Origin of the sequence: Paenibacillus sp. An7 (assembly GCF_009870785.1) — a bacterium.
Taxonomy (GTDB): domain Bacteria; phylum Bacillota; class Bacilli; order Paenibacillales; family Paenibacillaceae; genus Paenibacillus.
In genome coordinates, this window is record NZ_WTWX01000012.1 from 65,124 (window position 1) to 83,777 (window position 18,654).

The 18,654-nt window shown below is 38.0% G+C and carries 15 protein-coding genes and 1 riboswitch; of the genes, 14 read left to right on the plus strand and 1 reads right to left on the minus strand.

Annotated elements, in window-relative coordinates:
- Positions 1-208: 208 nt before the first annotated feature.
- From GQY27_RS14420 to GQY27_RS14460, 9 genes are all read left to right on the plus strand, one after another.
- The gene (locus GQY27_RS14420) at positions 209-754 is read left to right on the plus strand and encodes a 50S ribosomal protein L25 (protein ID WP_160035591.1); all 546 of its coding nucleotides are present in this window, start codon (positions 209-211) and stop codon (positions 752-754) included.
- Positions 755-1,042: 288 nt separating this feature from the next.
- A complete protein-coding gene (locus tag GQY27_RS14425) occupies positions 1,043-1,777 on the plus strand; it encodes an SDR family oxidoreductase (protein WP_160035593.1) in 735 nt (244 codons plus the stop codon).
- A gap of 21 nt (positions 1,778-1,798) precedes the next feature.
- Entirely contained in the window at positions 1,799-2,377 is a 579-nt protein-coding gene (locus tag GQY27_RS14430; protein WP_160035595.1) for a DapH/DapD/GlmU-related protein, read from the plus strand.
- A 321-nt stretch (positions 2,378-2,698) separates the two neighbouring features.
- A complete protein-coding gene (locus GQY27_RS14435; RefSeq protein ID WP_160035597.1) occupies positions 2,699-3,370 on the plus strand; it encodes a DUF4956 domain-containing protein in 672 nt (223 codons plus the stop codon).
- Positions 3,371-3,381: 11 nt separating this feature from the next.
- The gene (locus tag GQY27_RS14440) at positions 3,382-4,848 is read left to right on the plus strand and encodes a CotH kinase family protein (protein WP_160035599.1); all 1,467 of its coding nucleotides are present in this window, start codon (positions 3,382-3,384) and stop codon (positions 4,846-4,848) included.
- A gap of 14 nt (positions 4,849-4,862) precedes the next feature.
- Positions 4,863-7,010, plus strand: a complete 2,148-nt coding sequence (locus GQY27_RS14445; RefSeq protein WP_160035601.1) for a hypothetical protein — start codon at positions 4,863-4,865, stop codon at positions 7,008-7,010.
- A 126-nt stretch (positions 7,011-7,136) separates the two neighbouring features.
- Positions 7,137-8,186, plus strand: coding sequence for a HEAT repeat domain-containing protein (locus GQY27_RS14450; protein ID WP_160035603.1), 1,050 nt, complete (start codon positions 7,137-7,139; stop codon positions 8,184-8,186).
- Positions 8,177-9,577 (plus strand): glycosyltransferase family 2 protein, encoded by a 1,401-nt coding sequence (locus GQY27_RS14455; protein WP_160035605.1) that lies wholly within the window; start codon positions 8,177-8,179, stop codon positions 9,575-9,577. The genes GQY27_RS14450 and GQY27_RS14455 overlap by 10 nt, the downstream gene beginning before the upstream one ends.
- Positions 9,578-9,600: 23 nt before the next feature.
- A complete protein-coding gene (locus GQY27_RS14460; protein ID WP_201450732.1) occupies positions 9,601-10,308 on the plus strand; it encodes a polyphosphate polymerase domain-containing protein in 708 nt (235 codons plus the stop codon).
- A 77-nt stretch (positions 10,309-10,385) separates the two neighbouring features.
- On the opposite strand, the gene GQY27_RS14465 is transcribed toward GQY27_RS14460, so the two are convergent.
- The gene (locus tag GQY27_RS14465; RefSeq protein WP_160035607.1) at positions 10,386-11,093 is read right to left on the minus strand and encodes a hypothetical protein; all 708 of its coding nucleotides are present in this window, start codon (positions 11,091-11,093) and stop codon (positions 10,386-10,388) included.
- A 634-nt stretch (positions 11,094-11,727) separates the two neighbouring features.
- Between GQY27_RS14465 and GQY27_RS14470 the strand changes: the two genes are divergently transcribed.
- From GQY27_RS14470 to GQY27_RS14490, 5 genes are all read left to right on the plus strand, one after another.
- Positions 11,728-12,960 carry an MFS transporter gene (locus tag GQY27_RS14470; protein ID WP_160035609.1) on the plus strand — a complete coding sequence of 411 codons (1,233 nt, stop codon included), beginning with the start codon at positions 11,728-11,730 and terminating at the stop codon, positions 12,958-12,960.
- A gap of 66 nt (positions 12,961-13,026) precedes the next feature.
- On the plus strand, positions 13,027-14,052 hold the full coding sequence (locus tag GQY27_RS14475) for a LacI family DNA-binding transcriptional regulator (RefSeq protein ID WP_160035611.1): 1,026 nt from the start codon (positions 13,027-13,029) through the stop codon (positions 14,050-14,052).
- 73 nt (positions 14,053-14,125) lie between these two features.
- The gene (locus tag GQY27_RS14480; RefSeq protein ID WP_160035612.1) at positions 14,126-16,327 is read left to right on the plus strand and encodes an alpha-galactosidase; all 2,202 of its coding nucleotides are present in this window, start codon (positions 14,126-14,128) and stop codon (positions 16,325-16,327) included.
- 241 nt (positions 16,328-16,568) lie between these two features.
- Positions 16,569-16,650, plus strand: a riboswitch (glycine riboswitch).
- A gap of 159 nt (positions 16,651-16,809) precedes the next feature.
- On the plus strand, positions 16,810-18,159 hold the full coding sequence (locus tag GQY27_RS14485) for an amino acid permease (protein ID WP_160035614.1): 1,350 nt from the start codon (positions 16,810-16,812) through the stop codon (positions 18,157-18,159).
- 1 nt (position 18,160) lies between these two features.
- Positions 18,161-18,580 (plus strand): DUF3237 family protein, encoded by a 420-nt coding sequence (locus GQY27_RS14490; RefSeq protein ID WP_236570608.1) that lies wholly within the window; start codon positions 18,161-18,163, stop codon positions 18,578-18,580.
- Positions 18,581-18,654: the final 74 nt, after the last annotated feature.

The following is an 18,654-nucleotide window of genomic DNA, read 5'->3' on the forward strand; positions in this document are numbered from 1 at the left end:
TGGTTGGTGAAACCCATAGGCATTCCACTCACTAGAGCGGAGTGCTTTCGTCTATATTTATGGGTTTTTTACATTAATGTATTACTATCTACCCGAAAAAGGATGGAGGTTGTGATGCTGTGTTTCTCTATTGGTCCCCGCTCAGGGGCGGTTCGACGGCTGCTACTAATGCGCGCTAAGATCACTCATTGAAAAGGAGAGGTAGAGCATGGCTACATATATTCATACCGAAAGACGTTCGCAACTCAATCCTTCTGGACTTCGAAATTTACGTCAGGAGGGGCGTTTGCCAGGGGTTGTATTCGGGAAAAACGCAGACAATCAAATTATTCATATTTGCACCAAACAATTTGAAAAGTGGATAAAGAAGGGGGCTTCTGGCTTTATTGAACTGAAGATCGAAGATGATTATTCGTTTATCGTTCTGTTAGAAGATCTTCAACGGAACCCAGTAACCCGCCAACCTTTGCATGTCGATTTTCAGCTTGTTCAAACCGATGAGATCATTCGGACGAAGCTAGGGGTCAAGATCGTAGGTGTTCCTGCCGGAGCGAAGTGGGGAGGAGTTGTGCAAATCCAAGACCCATATGTGGAAGTGGAGGCACTACCGAAAGACCTGCCGTCTATAGTTGAGCTGGACATCAGCGCGATGGAAATTGGAGAAACGCTCTTCGTGAAAGACCTGGTTCTACCGCCGGAAGTGACAGTGATTTCCGGTGATAACGAACTCCTTGTATCAGTGTCAAAGCCTTAAAGCCTTAAAGCATTAAGAGGCTGTTTTCATCTGTGAAGCGTCTTTAAATAGATAAATTAAATATGAATCAGATCGTTTGATGAAATGAGTTCGGTAATGATACCGGGCTCATTTTCATTTATATCTACAAGTATCCTATAGTGTTTGTATGGTGCTAGTGTTCAAATGAAAATAGTTATGGTATGCCCAAAAAGCATATGAGTGTATTTTATATAGGTATTGGATATTTAGCCTGAATCATTCTAAGCTTTAATTGATAACAGAGAATGAGTAAGGGAGGAATTAGAGATGGCTATACAGGACAAAGTGATCATTATTATGGGGGCATCTAGCGGGATTGGAGAAGCAACGGCAAAAATACTGGCGAATAAAGGTGCTAAATTAGTATTAGCAGCACGTAGAGAGGAAAATCTAAAGAGAATCAGAGAGTCCCTTCCTGATGCATCCATCGTCTATAAGAAGGCAGATGTCTCAAGTTATGAGGATGTACAGCAGGTTATTGATTTAGCTCTTACCGAATTTGGCAGAATTGATGTACTTTTTAATAACGCGGGGATCATGCCGACAGCACCACTAATTGAGGCAAAACGTGATGAGTGGAAAGAGATGCTAGGTATCAATGTAATGGGCGTACTGAATGGGATTGCAGCTGTTCTTCCTCAAATGGTTGGACAAGGATCAGGACATATTATCTCAACGGATTCAGTAGCTGGCCATGTTGTCTATCCGGATTCTGCCGTATATTGTGGTACGAAATTTGCGGTAAGAGCAATTATGGAAGGACTAAGACAAGAACAAAGGGAAAACAATATCAAATCGACCATTATTTCACCAGGAGCCGTCGAGACAGAGCTTTACAAGACAATAAGCGATAAAAAAGTGGGAGAAGAGTTACATAAAGTGCAAAAGGAATGGGGCCTGTCTGCCGAGGATATTGCCCAAGCAGTCGCTTATGTAATTGATACACCGGAGAGAGTATCGGTTAGTGATATGATTATTCGTCCAACTAAACAAGAAGTATAATAAAGGGCAGGGGGTTCAGTGATGGATAGGAAAGCATTCATTGAATTTTGTAAAGAAGGTAACCCCATTTCAGGAAACGATATAGAATTACATGGTCTGCTGACAGAGTGCAGCTACGAAGCGCAAAGGATAACTATGAAGCTGAATACATCGTACCACTCAAAAGAAGAAATTGTAGAGATTTTTCGTGAACTGACAGGTACTGAAGTGGATCCATCTTTTATGTGTTTCCCTCCGTTTTATACAGACTTCGGTAAAAATATTACGGTTGGAAAAAACGTGTTCTTTAACACCGGATGTTCCTTTCAAGATCGAGGCGGGATTAGAATTGGAGATGGTTCACTGATTGGTATGAATGTCACCATTGCAACTTTAAATCATGGATTATCCGTAGAAACAAGAAATGTAACCTATCCCTCACCCGTTGTTATTGGACAAAATGTATGGGTTGGTTCGAGTGCAACGATACTTCCCGGGGTAACGATTGGGGATCATGCTGTGGTCGCCGCGGGTGCTGTTGTCACTAAAGATGTACCTAATAACACAGTAGTCGCAGGAGTACCGGCAAAAGTAATAAAGAACATCGATACAGAATCATAAATAGAAACGCATAGTGAAACTCTCAATTGCAGCTTGACTCTGAACAATCCATATGTAAAAAGGGTGGATCTGGAAGAAGAAATGAAAATTTTTAAGACTATTCCAAATCATTGAATATATACAAAAATACTGCTGACATAGCGATGTTAGCAGTATTTTTGTATATATTTGATATGGATTTTTGCATCATTTTTTATTTCCACCTCCAATTCTTGACGTCATTTATTGATGATGCTATCTTATCTACTAGTCATAAAGGAATGGTACTTTACACCTATTCTGATATGAATGAATTATAAAAATGATTTGGAGTTGTGATTTATGAAAGATGCTTTATATGAACTGTTGTATGGCAGTACAGCGGATGTTACGACTACACAGCTATTAGGGAATACGTTAGTAGCTCTAGTCCTAAGTTTAATTGTGTTTATTACATATCGATTCACCTATGGAAGCATTTTGTATAGTAAGAAATTCAACGTTTCCTTAGTCATGTTAACACTAATAACTACGGTTATTATGAGCATTATTGGCGGGAATATTGCACTGTCATTAGGGATGGTCGGGGCTCTTTCTATTGTTCGCTTCCGTACTGCGGTTAAAGACCCAAGAGATACAGCGTACATATTCTGGACGATTGCTATCGGGTTAGGAGCAGGTTCAGGCAGTTTAGCGATCACGATTATCGGCACCGTTATCATTTCTTTAGTATGCTTTATTTTCAACTATGGTATTGGAAGTGATGAACGCTACTTAATTATTATCCGCTCTGAAAACATAGACGAATCTTTAGAAAATATAAGAAAGCATATGTTTAAAGTGTGCAGAGGTTATAAATTGCGTTCAGAGACGGTAAATGATCAGTTTGTTGAACTTGTTTATCAAATTAAATTGAAAGGCAATGCATCAACAACAGAATATGAAAATATGAAAAAAATAAAAGGTGTTATTTCAATTAACGTAGTTTCTCAAAATGGAGAAACACTAGAATAGGTGTAAGACATATGAACAAGAGAAATAATGGAAGAAGAACGTTGTTGTTCATTATGATCGTCCTATTGATTGCTGGTTGTATTGTTGCAATTCCTCGATTCACCTACTCCTCTAACTATGAAAAGGGAGATTACGAGAAAGAGGTAAACTCAATTCCTGATATGCATTCATGTGAAGAAGATCATACCTTGCCCGTTGTTGTGATTCATACCAATGGTCAAAATATTGAAACCATATCCGACTCTTTAATTGATGAAAATACAGCTCGTTATCATGTGGATTTTTCCTTGTATGACGTTAATTCTGATGGACGCGTCTGTGTAGATTCAGAATCAAAACCAGCAATCAAAGAAAGGGTGGAAATTGGTATAAGAGGGCAATCTTCACGCGTTCATCCAAAAAAACAGTTCTCTCTAAAATTTATTAATGAGAATGGGGAAGAGAAAGACGTATCCCCATTAAATATGCCCAAAGATAGTGAGTGGGTACTAAACGGGATTTCTGCTGATAGCTCTCTGATTCGAAATCATATAGCTTATCAAGTTTCGGGTGAGATCATGGCATTTGCGCCTGAGACGCAGTTTGTAGAAGTGTATATCCTTGATGACCAAGCAAATGAGGTCAACGATGTAAGTTATCGCGGCGTGTATATGCTTATGGAAAAGATCACACGTAGTTCGGATCGGGTCAATATAAACAAAACCGATGAGGGTTATACAGATACGAGCTTTATCATTGCGAGGGACAAGATTAAAGAAGGTGAGCCTGTTTTAGACAGCTTGTGGAGTAGTGTCTTAACAGACCAAATTGTAAGCGCAGATGGTACCGTGAAAAAAAGAAGTCGACTTACGTATGTGTATCCTGGCAAGACACGGATAACGGACAATCAAAAACAAATGATAGTTAATTATATTAATGATTTTGAATTGACCTTGTATTCTCGTGATTTTACGAATAAGAGAAGCGGATATCGAAAATACATTGATGTGGACTCCTTTGTAGATTATGCCATCATTAACGACTTTTTTAATAATGTCGATGGTGGTGATGTAAGTACATATTTCTACAAAGATATAGGTGGTCGCCTGCATGCGGGACCTGTATGGGATTTTGATCTGATACTCGGTTCACCTGATAATTCTCCATATTCTAGTGCAGAAGGATATAGAATGTTCAACACGACTTGGTTTGATCAGCTTTTTAAGGATCCTTATTTTGTTGATACGTATATAGAAAGATATCAGTACCTTCGAAAAAACGTATTATCAGAAACATACTTATATAATTTGATAGATCAAGCGGTTGAACAACTTGGAGATGCTGTACAGCGAAATCATGCCAAATGGTATAGTGCTGCTTCGCAAGCAGAAGAGTATAAGAAAGAGATTCAACAAATGAAAGACTATATTGCGAAACGATCAAGTTGGATGGATCAAAATACAGCTATCTTATACAGAATGAACGAGAGTGACTTGTAAGGGATTGATGTAACTTGCGTAAATTTATGCTAATTGTATTTAGTATGTTATGTATCATCATGTTATTGATGTATTTGTTTTTTTTAGGAGGTTTTGATTTTAAAAAGGATGATCTCAAAAGTGTAGGGGAGGAAAATGGTGTCCATTATGCAGTAAGAGTCAGCGGTGATCAGATTGAACAGTATGATGGGAATACCTGGAGTCCATTTGTAATAAAAGGGATATCCTTAAGTGAAAGTCTGCCTAATAAAGAGCAGTTAAGTTCAGATCAGCTAGAGAAGAAGATTAGTAGTTGGCTCGCTCAAATCAGTGAGATGAATGTTAACACGATTCGAATTCCTTCTATTCAGTCACCAGCTTTGTATAAAGCAGTTTACGAGTTTAATAAGAATAATCAGAACCCAATATATATTATTCATGATATCCCTATCAATGAAGATTTCATTGATGGTGAATATAAGCAAACGAGCGAAGAAATACAGAGACACTTAGAGAAAAATATCAAACATACGATTGATATCGTCCACGGCAGAAAGATGCTGTGGGATAAAAATATTTTTACAAGTAAGTGGTATAACAATGATGTTTCTCCTTATGTATTAGGCTATGTTATCGGCAACTCGTGGGATCCTACGTTGATAAAGATTATTAATAAAAGGGATCAAGAACATTCAATCTATGAAGGAAAATATGTTACGGCTGATTCACTTAATGGGTTTGAATATATAATGGCTGAGGCACTAGACTATACCATCCAATATGAAGCAGAAAAATACAAACAACAGCGTCTGGTTTCCTTCTTAAATACAATTGAGCTTGATCCGATTATACATTCCGCACAATCCAGTGTGTTTCGTAATACGGAGTTAAATATTGAAAAATTGAAGATGACGAATGATGTTCATACTGGGATTTTTGCTAGTTATCAAGCATCTCCAAACGATACTGATTTTCTGAACTTCAGCTTAGAGAATTTGCATTCTCTCTCATCAGAGAAGGAAGGATCGTTTGAAGGATATTTACAGCAGCTAAAGAAGATTCATCAAAAACCGATTGTGATTACGAATATGGGACTGTCTACTTCTAGAGCTATGTCAAAAGAAGATGAATATGATCATTACAGTCGTGGAGGAATGACAGAAGAGGAGCAAGGGGTGTATTTAACAGAGCTGCTCGATGATATTTATCAAAATGATTATGCAGGGGCCATTGTATATCACTGGCAGGATGAGTGGCAGAGAAGCAGAACCTGGAATACACGTCATATAAAAAATATAGAGAATACAGAAAATTGGTTAGACGTGCAATCGAGTGAACAACATTTTGGGATTATGCAGTTTGTTCCAAGCAATGAGCAGGCTGTTAAAGTGGATGGGCTCACCACAGATTGGAATGAAGAAGACTTACTATACGATAATGAAAATGGACAATTGTACGCCAAATATGACTCCAGCTATTTATATCTGATGATTCAAAAGGATAAATTCCATTTTACTAGGGACTATCTGCGAATAGCTATTGATGTTAACCCATCTATGGGAACACAAGATTATGAAGGATATAATGGGATGTTTGATATGAATGCTGATTTCGTTGCAAGAATACAAGGGAAAAACGATTCAGATATTCAGGTTCAGTCTCGGTACAATATCTTTGATTTTCGTTATAAGTACTACTCTAATATAGTGGATAAAATGACAACGATTCCTGCTGAGAATGTAAATACATTCGATCCAATCTATCTATTGACTCGAAATGTATTTCAAAATGACGAAGCCATGGAGAAAGTACCGCCTAAATACATGGAAACCGGTACCCTTGTATTTGGTAATTCAGATTACGATTCTAACGAGTATAATTCACTTGCCGATTTTTATGTGAAGGAAGATGTGATCGAGCTTCGAATTCCGTGGCTGTTAATTAATGTGATTGACCCAATTAACGGAATCGCATTAGGTGACTTTTATAAGGAAGGAATCAATACTCAACAAAAAATAAATCAAATCGGGTTACAGGTTCTCGCCGAGACAGACGGGCAAATAACAAAAGTTACGTCTCCTAGCTATTTGCGTCTAGAGAAAAGTAACACTCACTACGATGAAAGAACCAAAAAGTCGTATGAAGTGCTTCAAGCCTATTTTGAAAATGTAGACGGCTCTTAAGAAAGGACTTATATGGATCTGATATATTGCTTTATTATTTTTTTCTTCGTTATTTTACTCCTTGTTATTTTGTATATTGTTTTTTCAAAAGCGAAACAAGGCATAGACCAAAGAAGAGTCAGTCAATTGGAATATGAAATACAGCCGATTGTTGACAAGTATATGGAATCAAAAAGTGAAGCTGTAATTTCAGATAATGAAATTGTAGATCTGCGGAAAAAGGTTCAATCTAGGGCAGGGCTGCAGGCATTTAACTCTATTTATTTTGCCAAAGTGAAGCAGGAAGGTGTAACGGAGAGACTTCATCAGCTGGTCACTCTTATCCTTGATTTCCAAACATTAAATAACAACCGCATCGTACGCAATAAATATCGAAAGAGCTATATTCTATATTTGTGTGCTGAATATTATATGAATTCAGAAGAGGTTACCAAATTTGCGATAGAAAGCTTACATGATCCCTCGCTCTATGTGAGGAATAATGCACTTCGAGTCCTTAGAAATACAGGAGAAGTGGACAACCTTATTAAGGCATATCAGAGAATTTCTCAGGGACAGATGTACTTTAATGATAAAGTGATTGTGGATTATATGGATAGTTTTCGCGGTGATATGCAGGAGTTAAATAAGGCATTAGCGAGAAATCTAATTACATTCAGCCCTAAAATACAGCGCGATATTATTGAACATTTCACGAATTGCCACATAAGTAAGTATGCAAATGAAATTTTATCATTAATTGAGACATCTAGAGATATGGAGATCATTATTGCAGGGATTCGATATTTTGGCGTGGTTCATAAACAAGAGGCTTATTCGTTTATTGTTCATCAATTTAAAAGTGAAAACTATGAAATTAGAGCAGTATGTGCTAGGGCCATTGGTTTATATCCATGTGAAAAGACGATTGAACTACTCCACGAATATATAAAAGATACGAATTGGTTCGTGCGGTACAATTGTGCTTTTACACTTTTTCAATTAGAAGAAGAGAACATTTTTCATAAGGATAGTTCCATCGGGAAAGTCCTTAGTGAAGAGGACATGTTTGCTAGAGATATTATGATTTACACCCTCTATTCCAAAGGTTTAATCAACTCTGATAACGATCAAGTTACATTAGCCAGCTTCCAGATTGAGAACGGTGGAAAAGGAGGAGAAGAGAGATGGGTTTAGAACAAATCATCTTATTCATTAATTTCTTTTTCTTGGTCTATATGTTTCTATATGCGACTTATGTTTTTTTAAATACCATGGTGGCTTCCTTTCATCTTGATGATTTTTTTATAAAAAAAAGCCATATAGGTTACTCGCAGCTTAATAATAAGGAAAACTATATCCCTATATCTATAATTGTTCCTGCCCACAATGAAGAGGTAACAATTATAGATTCCATCACCTCTTTATTGCGCCTAAGTTACCAAAAAGTTGAAATTATTATTGTGAATGATGGTTCCAAAGACTCCACTATGCAGAGAGTACTGGATCACTTTGAGTTAAAAGAAGTGAAGCGTCCTATTCATAAACAAATAAACTGTAAAGAGATCAAAAGTATTTATGAAGGTGATATAGAAGGGAAACGAATTGTACTTGTAGACAAACAAAATGGGGGGAAAAGCGATGCTCTTAATACCGGTATTAATGTAAGCAGGTACCCCCTGTTTCTCTGTATGGATGCAGATTCGATCTTACAGTACGATTCTTTGGAGAAAATTGTTGTACCGTTTCTGGAAAGTGATGATGTCGTTGCAGTGGGAGGTAATATCAGAGTTGCCAATCAGGCCACGATTAAAGAGGGTAGAATCGTAAAGATTGATCCACCTAAGAAATGGCTCGTTATGTTCCAGATGATCGAATATTTCCGTGTATTTTTGATGTCTCGTGTAGCAATGAATGGACTGAATTCAAACTTAATTATCTCTGGTGCCTTCGGTCTATATAACAAAAAAGCGGTGATCAAAGTCGGTGGATATACGACAGATGTAATGGGCGAAGATATGGATTTGATTGTAAAGCTGCACTGTTATTATCGGAAAAACAATCTTCCCTATCATATTGAATATGTACCCGATGCCATCTGTTGGACCCAAGTGCCTGAGAGAATATCAGTACTGAATTCACAAAGGAAGCGTTGGCATATAGGTATGGGACAAGCGTTGTTCTCTCACTCCTTTATGTTCTTTCGCCCAAGGTATGGCACAGTGGGGATGATCTCCTATCCGTATTTTGTTTTATTTGAGTATATAACCCCTCTATTAGAGATTCTCGGGATATTGACAATTACTTTATCGTATTTGTTTCATTTTATTAATTTGGAGTTCCTTATTTTCTTTTTGGTTTTTTATATGGTATTTAATATCGTCATATCCTGGATTTCAATTATTTTCTGTAATTATTTATTTAGTGAATCTCTGTCTCTAAAAGATGTATTTAAACTTCTTGCGGTATCTCTATTTGAGTGTATTGGTTATAGACAGATGTGTTCTCTATTTCGAATTGGTGCTTTTTTAGGTACCAGAAAAGGAAAGCATAAGTGGGGGAATATGGAGCGAGTTTCAATGGAATAAGGGAACGAAAGGATTTCTTACTAATGAGTGAAACGACTTTGAATGTATCAAGAAAAGAAATGAAATATGTGATTAATTCTTTTCAATATGCTGAGTTATCAAATGTGTTGAATGATGTTCTGATCCCCGATAAGAACAATAAAGCTTTTGGGTACCTTATTCGTTCATTATATTTTGATACCCCTTTTAATAAGGATTTCTATGAGCGTGTAGATGGAATAGAAAATCGCAAAAAAATTAGAATAAGAACCTATGACGTGAATGATCCAAAAGTAAAGTTAGAAATCAAACGAAAATTTGGTGCTGCACAAAGAAAGGATAGTGTAGTGATCGATCGTGAAGATGCCCAAAGACTAATGGAATGTGATTACGATGTTTTATTAAAATATAATAGTAAAGCAGCGAATACCATTTATAATATTATGAAGATCGACCACTATCGTCCTGTTGTTATCATTGAATATCGAAGAAAAGCATTTATACACCCTACTAATGATATTCGAATAACATTTGATACTGAAATACGCAGCAATGAGATTGATTTAGATTTTTTTAATCCAGATACCGTATTGTATCCGCTATTTGATTACGATACAAAAGTATTGGAAGTCAAATATAATAAGTTTCTATATCGATGGCTTAGTGACATTCTGGGGAGATGTGATGTTAAGCAACAATCGGTTAGTAAATATAGCTTATCTCGGAGCTTTTTTGAGAGTTATATGGCATAAGTATTAAAAAAATGGTGTCTTAAGAAGGAGTTCTTTCTTTAGACACCATTTTTTTATTTTCAGACAGGTTGGGGCTTTTATTGCGATCGTTTCTTCAAACTCTCAAAAGAATGAATCGCAATTCCTGCGATCCGACCCTTGTAATGCTCTTGTACCAGCTTGATCTCGGAAGCAAGGGTATGTTTATTTTCGCTATAAAAAGAAACATGCTGTTCAGGAGTTTTTTCAGTTTCAACAGCAATGGTTATTTTTTTGTTTTCCTGCTCGGCCCAGTCCACTTCCTGTGAGCTGAGGTCGATGATCCCGTTTTTCCCTTCTGCAAAGTTTCGATAGGCCATGACCACAGTTTCATCTGTATTTTGGATCAGCCACTGCGATAGGTAGCCTTGTCCATATTTATTATCAAAGGTAATCTCATCAAACCAAAAAGGAATATCTATTCCTAAGCTGGTGTTTCTATTCTCAGTAAAATGCTTTAGTTGCAAGAGAAGGGTTTGAAACTGGCAGATGATTTCCTCTTGATTGGTTTCCCAGTTTTCTAACAAGTAAGGCTCGATATCCAGATGGATACCTTTAAATTGCTCGCGAGAAGGCACATCTGCTTGGTAATTATGAAACCAATCTAGAAACTGATCTTTACTCTCATGGTCTGTAATTCCCCAATCAGGTGCACCATCTAATGCATATACCGCTACCCCTTCTTTTTGCAAGGAAGAAATAAAGTTTCTATAGGTTTCGTTGCTAACCTTTGAAGAGTACTGTAAATATACAGAATGAATGTTCATGTTAAGAATGGACTCCACCGTATGCTCCATATCTGTCTCGATCACAGAGGTATCCCAAAGCCATGTTGAATAGGATGTAGTATCGCTGTTTATAAGCCATTTCCCTAGTACAATAATAAGGAATATCGTCAAAACAACAGAAAGAATAATTATTTTTGATTTAAGAGAGCTAATAAAAACCACCTTCTTTAATAATAATGATTATATTCAAATGTCCATTGACTATTATCTCGAAAAACAGTTTTTTTGTGTCGGTAAAATTTTGTGAATAAATAGATAGGTAGATGGAGTATGAGAAGGCTTTTGTATGCACCTAATGAAAGAGGTGTGGAGCAAACAGACCTTTTCCATACTCTATTTGTAATTCAAGAGCATAAACCACAGACTATTTATCACGTTATTTTAGTAAAATAGATTGATAAAGAACATTGTTTTACTAAAATAATATAATTTAAATCATAAAATATCCCTTTTTATTTGAAATTATGAATAAAAAAAGTCTACTATTGTAGTTTCCAGTTTTTTTTGCTAAACTGAATTTACTAAAACAAGGTCAATATAACTAGTTATTTATGTAATCGCTTTATGTAATCGTTTTACTGCTTTCTTGAAAAAAAATGAAAGAAGGATTGAAATGAAGACGCTTAATAAGAACTATTGGCTATTTGGTTGTTTCTTTTTACTGTATTTCTTTGTTTGGGCTGCATGTAATATGTTTTTATCTTTGTGGCTGTCACAAGTAGGGGGATTAAGCTCTACAAGTACAGGAATTGTCTTTTCTGCAATTTCCATCGCAGCAATATGCTATCAGCCGTTTTTTGGGATCATCTCAGATAAACTGGGATTAAAGAAAAATTTATTATGGGTTTTTGTAGGATTGCTAGTTTTGATTGGTCCTTTCTTTGTCTATCTATTCCCTGCTTTACTCAAAACTAATATCATTCTAGCTGCTATTGTTGGAGGCGCTTACCTTGGTGCTGTTTTTAATGGCGGGGTAGGAGTAATCGAAGCTTACATTGAAAAAGTCAGCCATGTAAACAATTTTGAGTATGGCCGCGTCAGAGTGTTTGGTAATATCGGTGCTGCAATTAGTACCTTTGTAACCGGTCATTTATTTGCTACCAATCCAAATATTATTTTTTGGATTTGCTCCATTGCAGCGATTTTATTAGCACTCGTATTAAGCTTTGCAAAAATGAGCGGAAACAATGCTGAAGCGCTCTATAACGCGGATCAGCCCTCCGCACCTAAAGTTTCGACGGTTTCTCTGTTTAAGAACAGAAAGTTCTGGTTTTTTGTAATCTATGTACTTGGTGTTGGCTGTATTTACGATGTGTATGATCAGCAATTTCCAGTCTACTTTACCCAGTTCTTCTCATCAGAAGGTCAGGGTACAGAGGTGTTTGGAAACCTTGTCACCCTCCAAGTATTCCTTGAAGCGATCGTCATGGTTCTCGCCCCATTTATCATCAATAAGTTTGGTGCAAAACAAGCACTAATCTATGCTGGATTTATTATGTCATTCCGAATACTGGGTTCCAGTATTGCAGACGGCCCTGTTGCCATCAGTTTATTAAAATTAATGCATGCCGCAGAAGTACCTATTTTACTTGTGGGTGTATTTAAATACATATCAGCAAACTTCGATATGAGATTATCGGCAACTATTTATCTAATTGGCTTCCAGTTTTCAAAACAAGTAGGATCTATCTTCTTATCAACCATCGCTGGTAACATGTATGATACCGTTGGGTTCAAAAGCGCTTACCTGTTACTAGGTACGGTTGCACTCATCTTTACACTGGTATCTATATTTACACTGTCTGGAGAGAAGAGAGTGAAACTGGGCGAAGTGAGTCTTTCCTAGTCTCTTACATTACTATTCATGGTATGATATTTAAGTAAAATTAACTTAAAAAGTATAGGTGATACCATGGTAACTATTAAAGATATAGCAAGACATTCTCAAGTTTCTACTGCTACCGTTTCAAGAATATTGAATAACGATCCGTCCCTTTCCGTATCTGAAGAAACGAGAAAAAGGGTTTTGGCTATCGTTGATGAGTTAGATTATAAACCGCTTCGAAAAAAAAGCGTGAAGGTGAAAAAACAGGAAGAAGCCTACAACATTGGCGTCATTATGTTGAATGATGAAACGATCGATCCCTATTTTCAGTCCATTCGACTTGGGGCGGAAGATGCCTGTAATCAATATCCCTTACGTATCGTTTCCACGATGATTGTTGGGAAAAGTCAAATCACAGCTGATAGTTTAAGTGGGTTAGATGGGTTAATTGTCATCGGAGATGTAGATATCGCTGATTTAAAAGAAATCTATGCTCATAACAACAATATAATCGCTGTTGACTATTTACCAAAAGATACAAACGTGGATGTTGTTATCTCTGATTTTGAAGGCGCTACAGAGCTTGTCATCTCCTACTTACTCGAACTTGGGCATACCGATATTGCTTATATCGGCGGAAAAGGAGAAATTTTTGGCGTCAGCAAGTTTAAGACGAGCGATAAAGAAGATACCAGAAAGAGTACTTTTGAAAAAACGATGAAGGAAAAAGGATTATATAATCCAGAGAAAGTCTTGATCGGTGAGTGGAGTACAGCAAGCGGATATACATTAACGAAACAGCTGATTGAAATGAATGATTTGCCAAGTGCGATTGTTGTCGGAAGTGATCCTACCGCAATGGGAGTGCTTCGAGCGCTCCATGAAGCAGATATCAGGGTTCCAGAAGATGTGTCTATATTTAGTTATGACGATATCGAAGCTGCGGCTTATATGAATCCTCCGTTATCCACCGTAAAAGTGTACGGTGATGAAATGGGAAAAACAGCAGTGAAACTCCTCTATGATCGTTTGAAAGGTAGAACTATACCATTAAAGGTGATTCTTCCTGCGGAGTTGGTCATTCGAGATAGTGTTAAAGCAAAAACCTGCTAGAAAGATCAATTGACCTATTATAGGCACGGTTATAAAGGAGCAATCAAATTGAGATAGGAGTTGTTTTATTAGAATGGGAATTCATTATAATTCGGAAAATAAGACCTTCCATTTGAGGGCTAAAGATACCAGCTATGTAATGGGTGTATTACGTGATGGGTACCTTGTACATTATTACTGGGGCAGAGGTGTTAGCAACTATCGGCATTCTAATGCGATTCAATATGTAGACCGGGGATTCTCGGGTAATCCTTATGATCATAGACATGATCGTACATTTTCTCTCGATACATTGCCACAGGAATATCCGCAGTATGGGAATACCGATTTTAGAAAGCCTGCTTACCAAGTTCAACTGGATAATGGCTCCACCATTACAGACTTACAGTATGTTGATCATAAAATTAGTAAAGGAAAAATGCCGCTAGAGGGGCTTCCTTCCACCTATGTTGAAAAAGAGGATGAGGCAGAAACGCTTGAGATCCTCATGGAAGATTCGTTGATTGGTCTGAAGGTGTTTTTAACTTACACTGTCTTTGAACAATTCAATGTCATTACTCGGTCTGTGCGTTTTGTGAATGAAGGAGCTCATTCTATTAATTTACTCAGTGCACTAAGCACATCCGTTGATTTTCGAGATGCTGAATTCGACTTCTTACACCTGCACGGTGCCCATGTAAAAGAAAGACATATTGCACGTCAGCCGCTGCGTCATGGAATTCAGTCTGTGGAAAGTACAAGAGGGGCAAGCAGTCATCAACATAATCCGTTTATGGCGCTTCTTCGAAAAGATACGACAGAAGATCATGGAGAAGTATATGGATTTAACTTTGTCTATAGCGGGAACTTTTTAGCTCAGGCTGAGGTGGATCAGTTTAGAAATACGCGTGTAACGATGGGGATTAATCCATTTGATTTCAGCTGGAAACTGGAGAACGGCGAGAGCTTCCAAACGCCTGAGGTTGTTATGGTGTATTCATCCGAGGGGCTTGGCGGAATGTCTCGAACATTCCATGAGTTATATCGTACCCGTCTAGTTAGGGGAACTTACCGGGACAAAGAACGTCCAATATTAGTGAATAACTGGGAAGCTACTTATTTTGATTTCAATGCAGAGAAGATTATGGATATTGCTAAAGTAGGTCAAGACTTGGGGATTGAATTATTCGTTCTTGATGACGGCTGGTTTGGCAAACGCGATGATGATACTACCTCGCTGGGAGACTGGTTTGTTGATCGCAATAAGCTTCCTGAGGGTCTTGATCATCTTGCAGAGAGTGTAAACAGCATAGGTATGCAGTTTGGGCTGTGGTTCGAACCGGAGATGATCTCTGTTGACAGTGACCTGTATCGCGATCATCCTGATTGGTGCCTTCATGTACCCAATCGCAGCCGTTCGGAGAGCCGCAGACAGCTTGTACTCGATTTTTCGAGAGATGATGTGTGTGAAGAAATTACGAAACGGGTGTGTAGCATCCTGGCGAGTGCTCCCATTTCGTATGTGAAATGGGATATGAACCGGCACATGACGGAGATTGGTTCGGCTCTTCTTCCGGCAGATCGGCAAAGAGAGACTGCACATCGTTATATGCTGGGTCTATATAAAGTAATGGATGCCATCACGTCTTCCTTCCCGAACATCTTATTTGAAAGCTGCTCCGGCGGCGGTGGAAGATTTGACCCGGGAATTCTGTATTATATGCCGCAGACATGGACTTCTGATAATACTGATGCGGTATCACGCCTGAAAATACAATATGGTACAAGCTTAGTTTATCCGCTTATTTCAATGGGATCTCACGTTTCTGCAGTTCCAAATCACCAGGTTCATCGTGTTACGTCTCTGAAAATGCGAGGAGACGTAGCTATGTCCGGTAACTTGGGATATGAGCTTGATTTGACTCAAATGACGGATGAGGAGAAGGAGATTGTCAAAGAGCAAGTTTCCAGTTACAAAGAAATCCGTGGATTAATTCAATTTGGAGAATTCTATCGACTGGAAAGTCCTTTTGAAGGCAATATTACGTCTTGGTTGTTCACAAATAAAGAGAAATCAGAAGCCATTGTATTCTATTTCCGTGTTCTAGATGAGGCAGCTGCACCTAGCACCTTCTTAAGACTAAAAGGAATCGATCCTGCGAAGCAGTATGCACTAGCTGGTGATGATTCGGATGCGGTATTCGGCGGGGATGAATTAATGTATTCTGGCTTACCTATTCCTGTTGAGGTGAAAGGCGACTTCCAAAGCGTAGTGTGGCATTTAAAAGCAGTGTAGTTTTTATAGAAGGCGGCAAAGGGAGAATCTCCTGCCGCCTTTTTTAATTTACAAGGATTGAGATTCGTATGGAGAATCAAACCCGGACAGGCATGATCAGTATCTGGGTTTTACAGTTGTGTGAATGTCATTGACAAAATATTTTACTGTGATTAATATTGTGAACATATTTAAAAGAGGAAACACACTTGGAAAATTGAATAACTAGCAGGCTATGATTGCTATGGATCACACTATAGCAGGAGCAGCTTCTGGAGAGACCATGAACTTGTTCATGGCGCCGAAGGGTTCACAATCTCAGGCAAAAGGACAGAAGAGTACTAAATAACTGATTTGTTATACATATTTATTTATGTATATTCAGCTTATTTATTACTTAAATGACCTTGAGAGATTGGAGAATATCCGATCTCTTTTTTTATTTTCTTTTTACTGTTCAGAAGGATGTAAAGAATTTTTAGTATGATAAGGGAGAGATACGTATGGCACAACAAGAGTTACAGAGGGGTTTAGAGAATCGTCATGTACAGCTCATTGCAATCGGCGGAACGATTGGTACTGGATTGTTTTTGGGGTCCGGTAAAGCAATACAACTGGCAGGCCCCTCGATCATCATTGCTTATCTAATCATAGGTATCGCCATTTTTTTTGTAATGAGGGCACTAGGGGAACTGCTGCTATCTAAAGCCGGTTATCAGTCTTTTACGGATATTGCGGAAGATTATCTTGGTCCGCGGGCAGCATTTGTAACGGGATGGACTTATTGGTTCTGCTGGATCATGACCGCTATGGCAGATGTGATTGCAGTCGGGGTGTATGTGCAGTATTGGTTTGATATTCCCCAGTGGGTACCTGAAATGATCTGCTTAATCATCTTATTGGGGCTCAATCTGTTAACGGTGAAGAACTTTGGGGAACTTGAATTTTGGTTTGCACTCATTAAGGTAGTCACCATTCTTGCTTTAATTGGTATTGGCATTATCTTGCTCGTAATAGGCTTTAAAACAGATACAGGAATAGTTACGGTAAAAAATATTTGGGAGCATGGCGGAATCTTCCCTCATGGAATATCGGGATTCTTACTTTCGTTTCAAATGGTTGTGTTTGCCTTTGTCGGCGTGGAGCTAGTTGGTGTATCTGCTGCGGAAACATCAGATCCAGAAAAAAATATTCCATCGGCCATTAATAAAATTCCTTTACGGATTTTGTTTTTCTACGTTGGTGCGATTATTGCTCTATTATGCATTAGTCCTTGGACGGAACTCAGTGCAAACGAAAGTCCTTTTGTTAAAACATTCAGTTTAGTTGGGATCCCCATTGCCGCAGGCGTGATTAATTTTGTCGTGTTAACTTCAGCAGCTTCTGCTTGTAATAGCGGGATGTTCTCAACCAGCCGGATCTTATTTAGTTTAGGGGGCAATAAACAGGCACCTTCCTTTTTCTCTAAACTAAATAAGCATCATGTACCTAGAAACGGGTTATTGGTATCAACGCTTGTCCTATCTGCGGGAGCCTTGCTTAGCAAACTGATTCCTGAACAGGCTTTTGGAGTCGTCACCACCATTAGTGCTATTTGTTTCATTTGGGTTTGGGGTGTACTTCTCATATGTCATATCAAATACAAGAAAACACAGCCTGAGTTACATGCAAAATCTAAGTTTAAAGCACCATTCACCCCTTTTGTGAATTATGTTGTCTTAGCACTGTTTGCATTTATTCTTGTCATTATGCTGTTTGCGGATGAGACACGCCCAGCATTACTGTTAACTCCTCTATGGTTTGTTTTGTTATATATTCTATACACTTTGAAAAAGAAGGGGACTGTGAACTAATATGCTGACATGGGAAGAGGTATTCACCGTGCAAGTTAAGATTAATAATACAGCCGAGCTTCAGAGTAATGATGGAGATACCGTAATCATGATTTCTTTTACAGGCCAAGTTACAGGGGAACTGTTTCAAGGGAAAGTGTTAGATGGAGGAGTAGATACTCAGATCATTAGTAAGTCCGGCAGCCACAGTCTATCTGCTAGATACATGCTTCACGGCAAGGATTATACGGGAGAAACCTGCCAGATTTATATTGAGAATAATGGAAACTTTCATAAAAATGAGAAGGAAGCTTTGTTTCGAACCTATCCTAAATTAATCACGAATAGTAAAGCACTATCTTATTTCAATGATGAACTATTTGTAGCGGAGGGCTTTCCAACCGAAGTCGGGGTAGATATTAAGATATACAGGTGGGTGTAAAACGTAAAATATAATAGCAAGACCTCTTTTCTACTTGAATGAAGTCAGCGAAGTGCATGACTGATTCGTAGAAG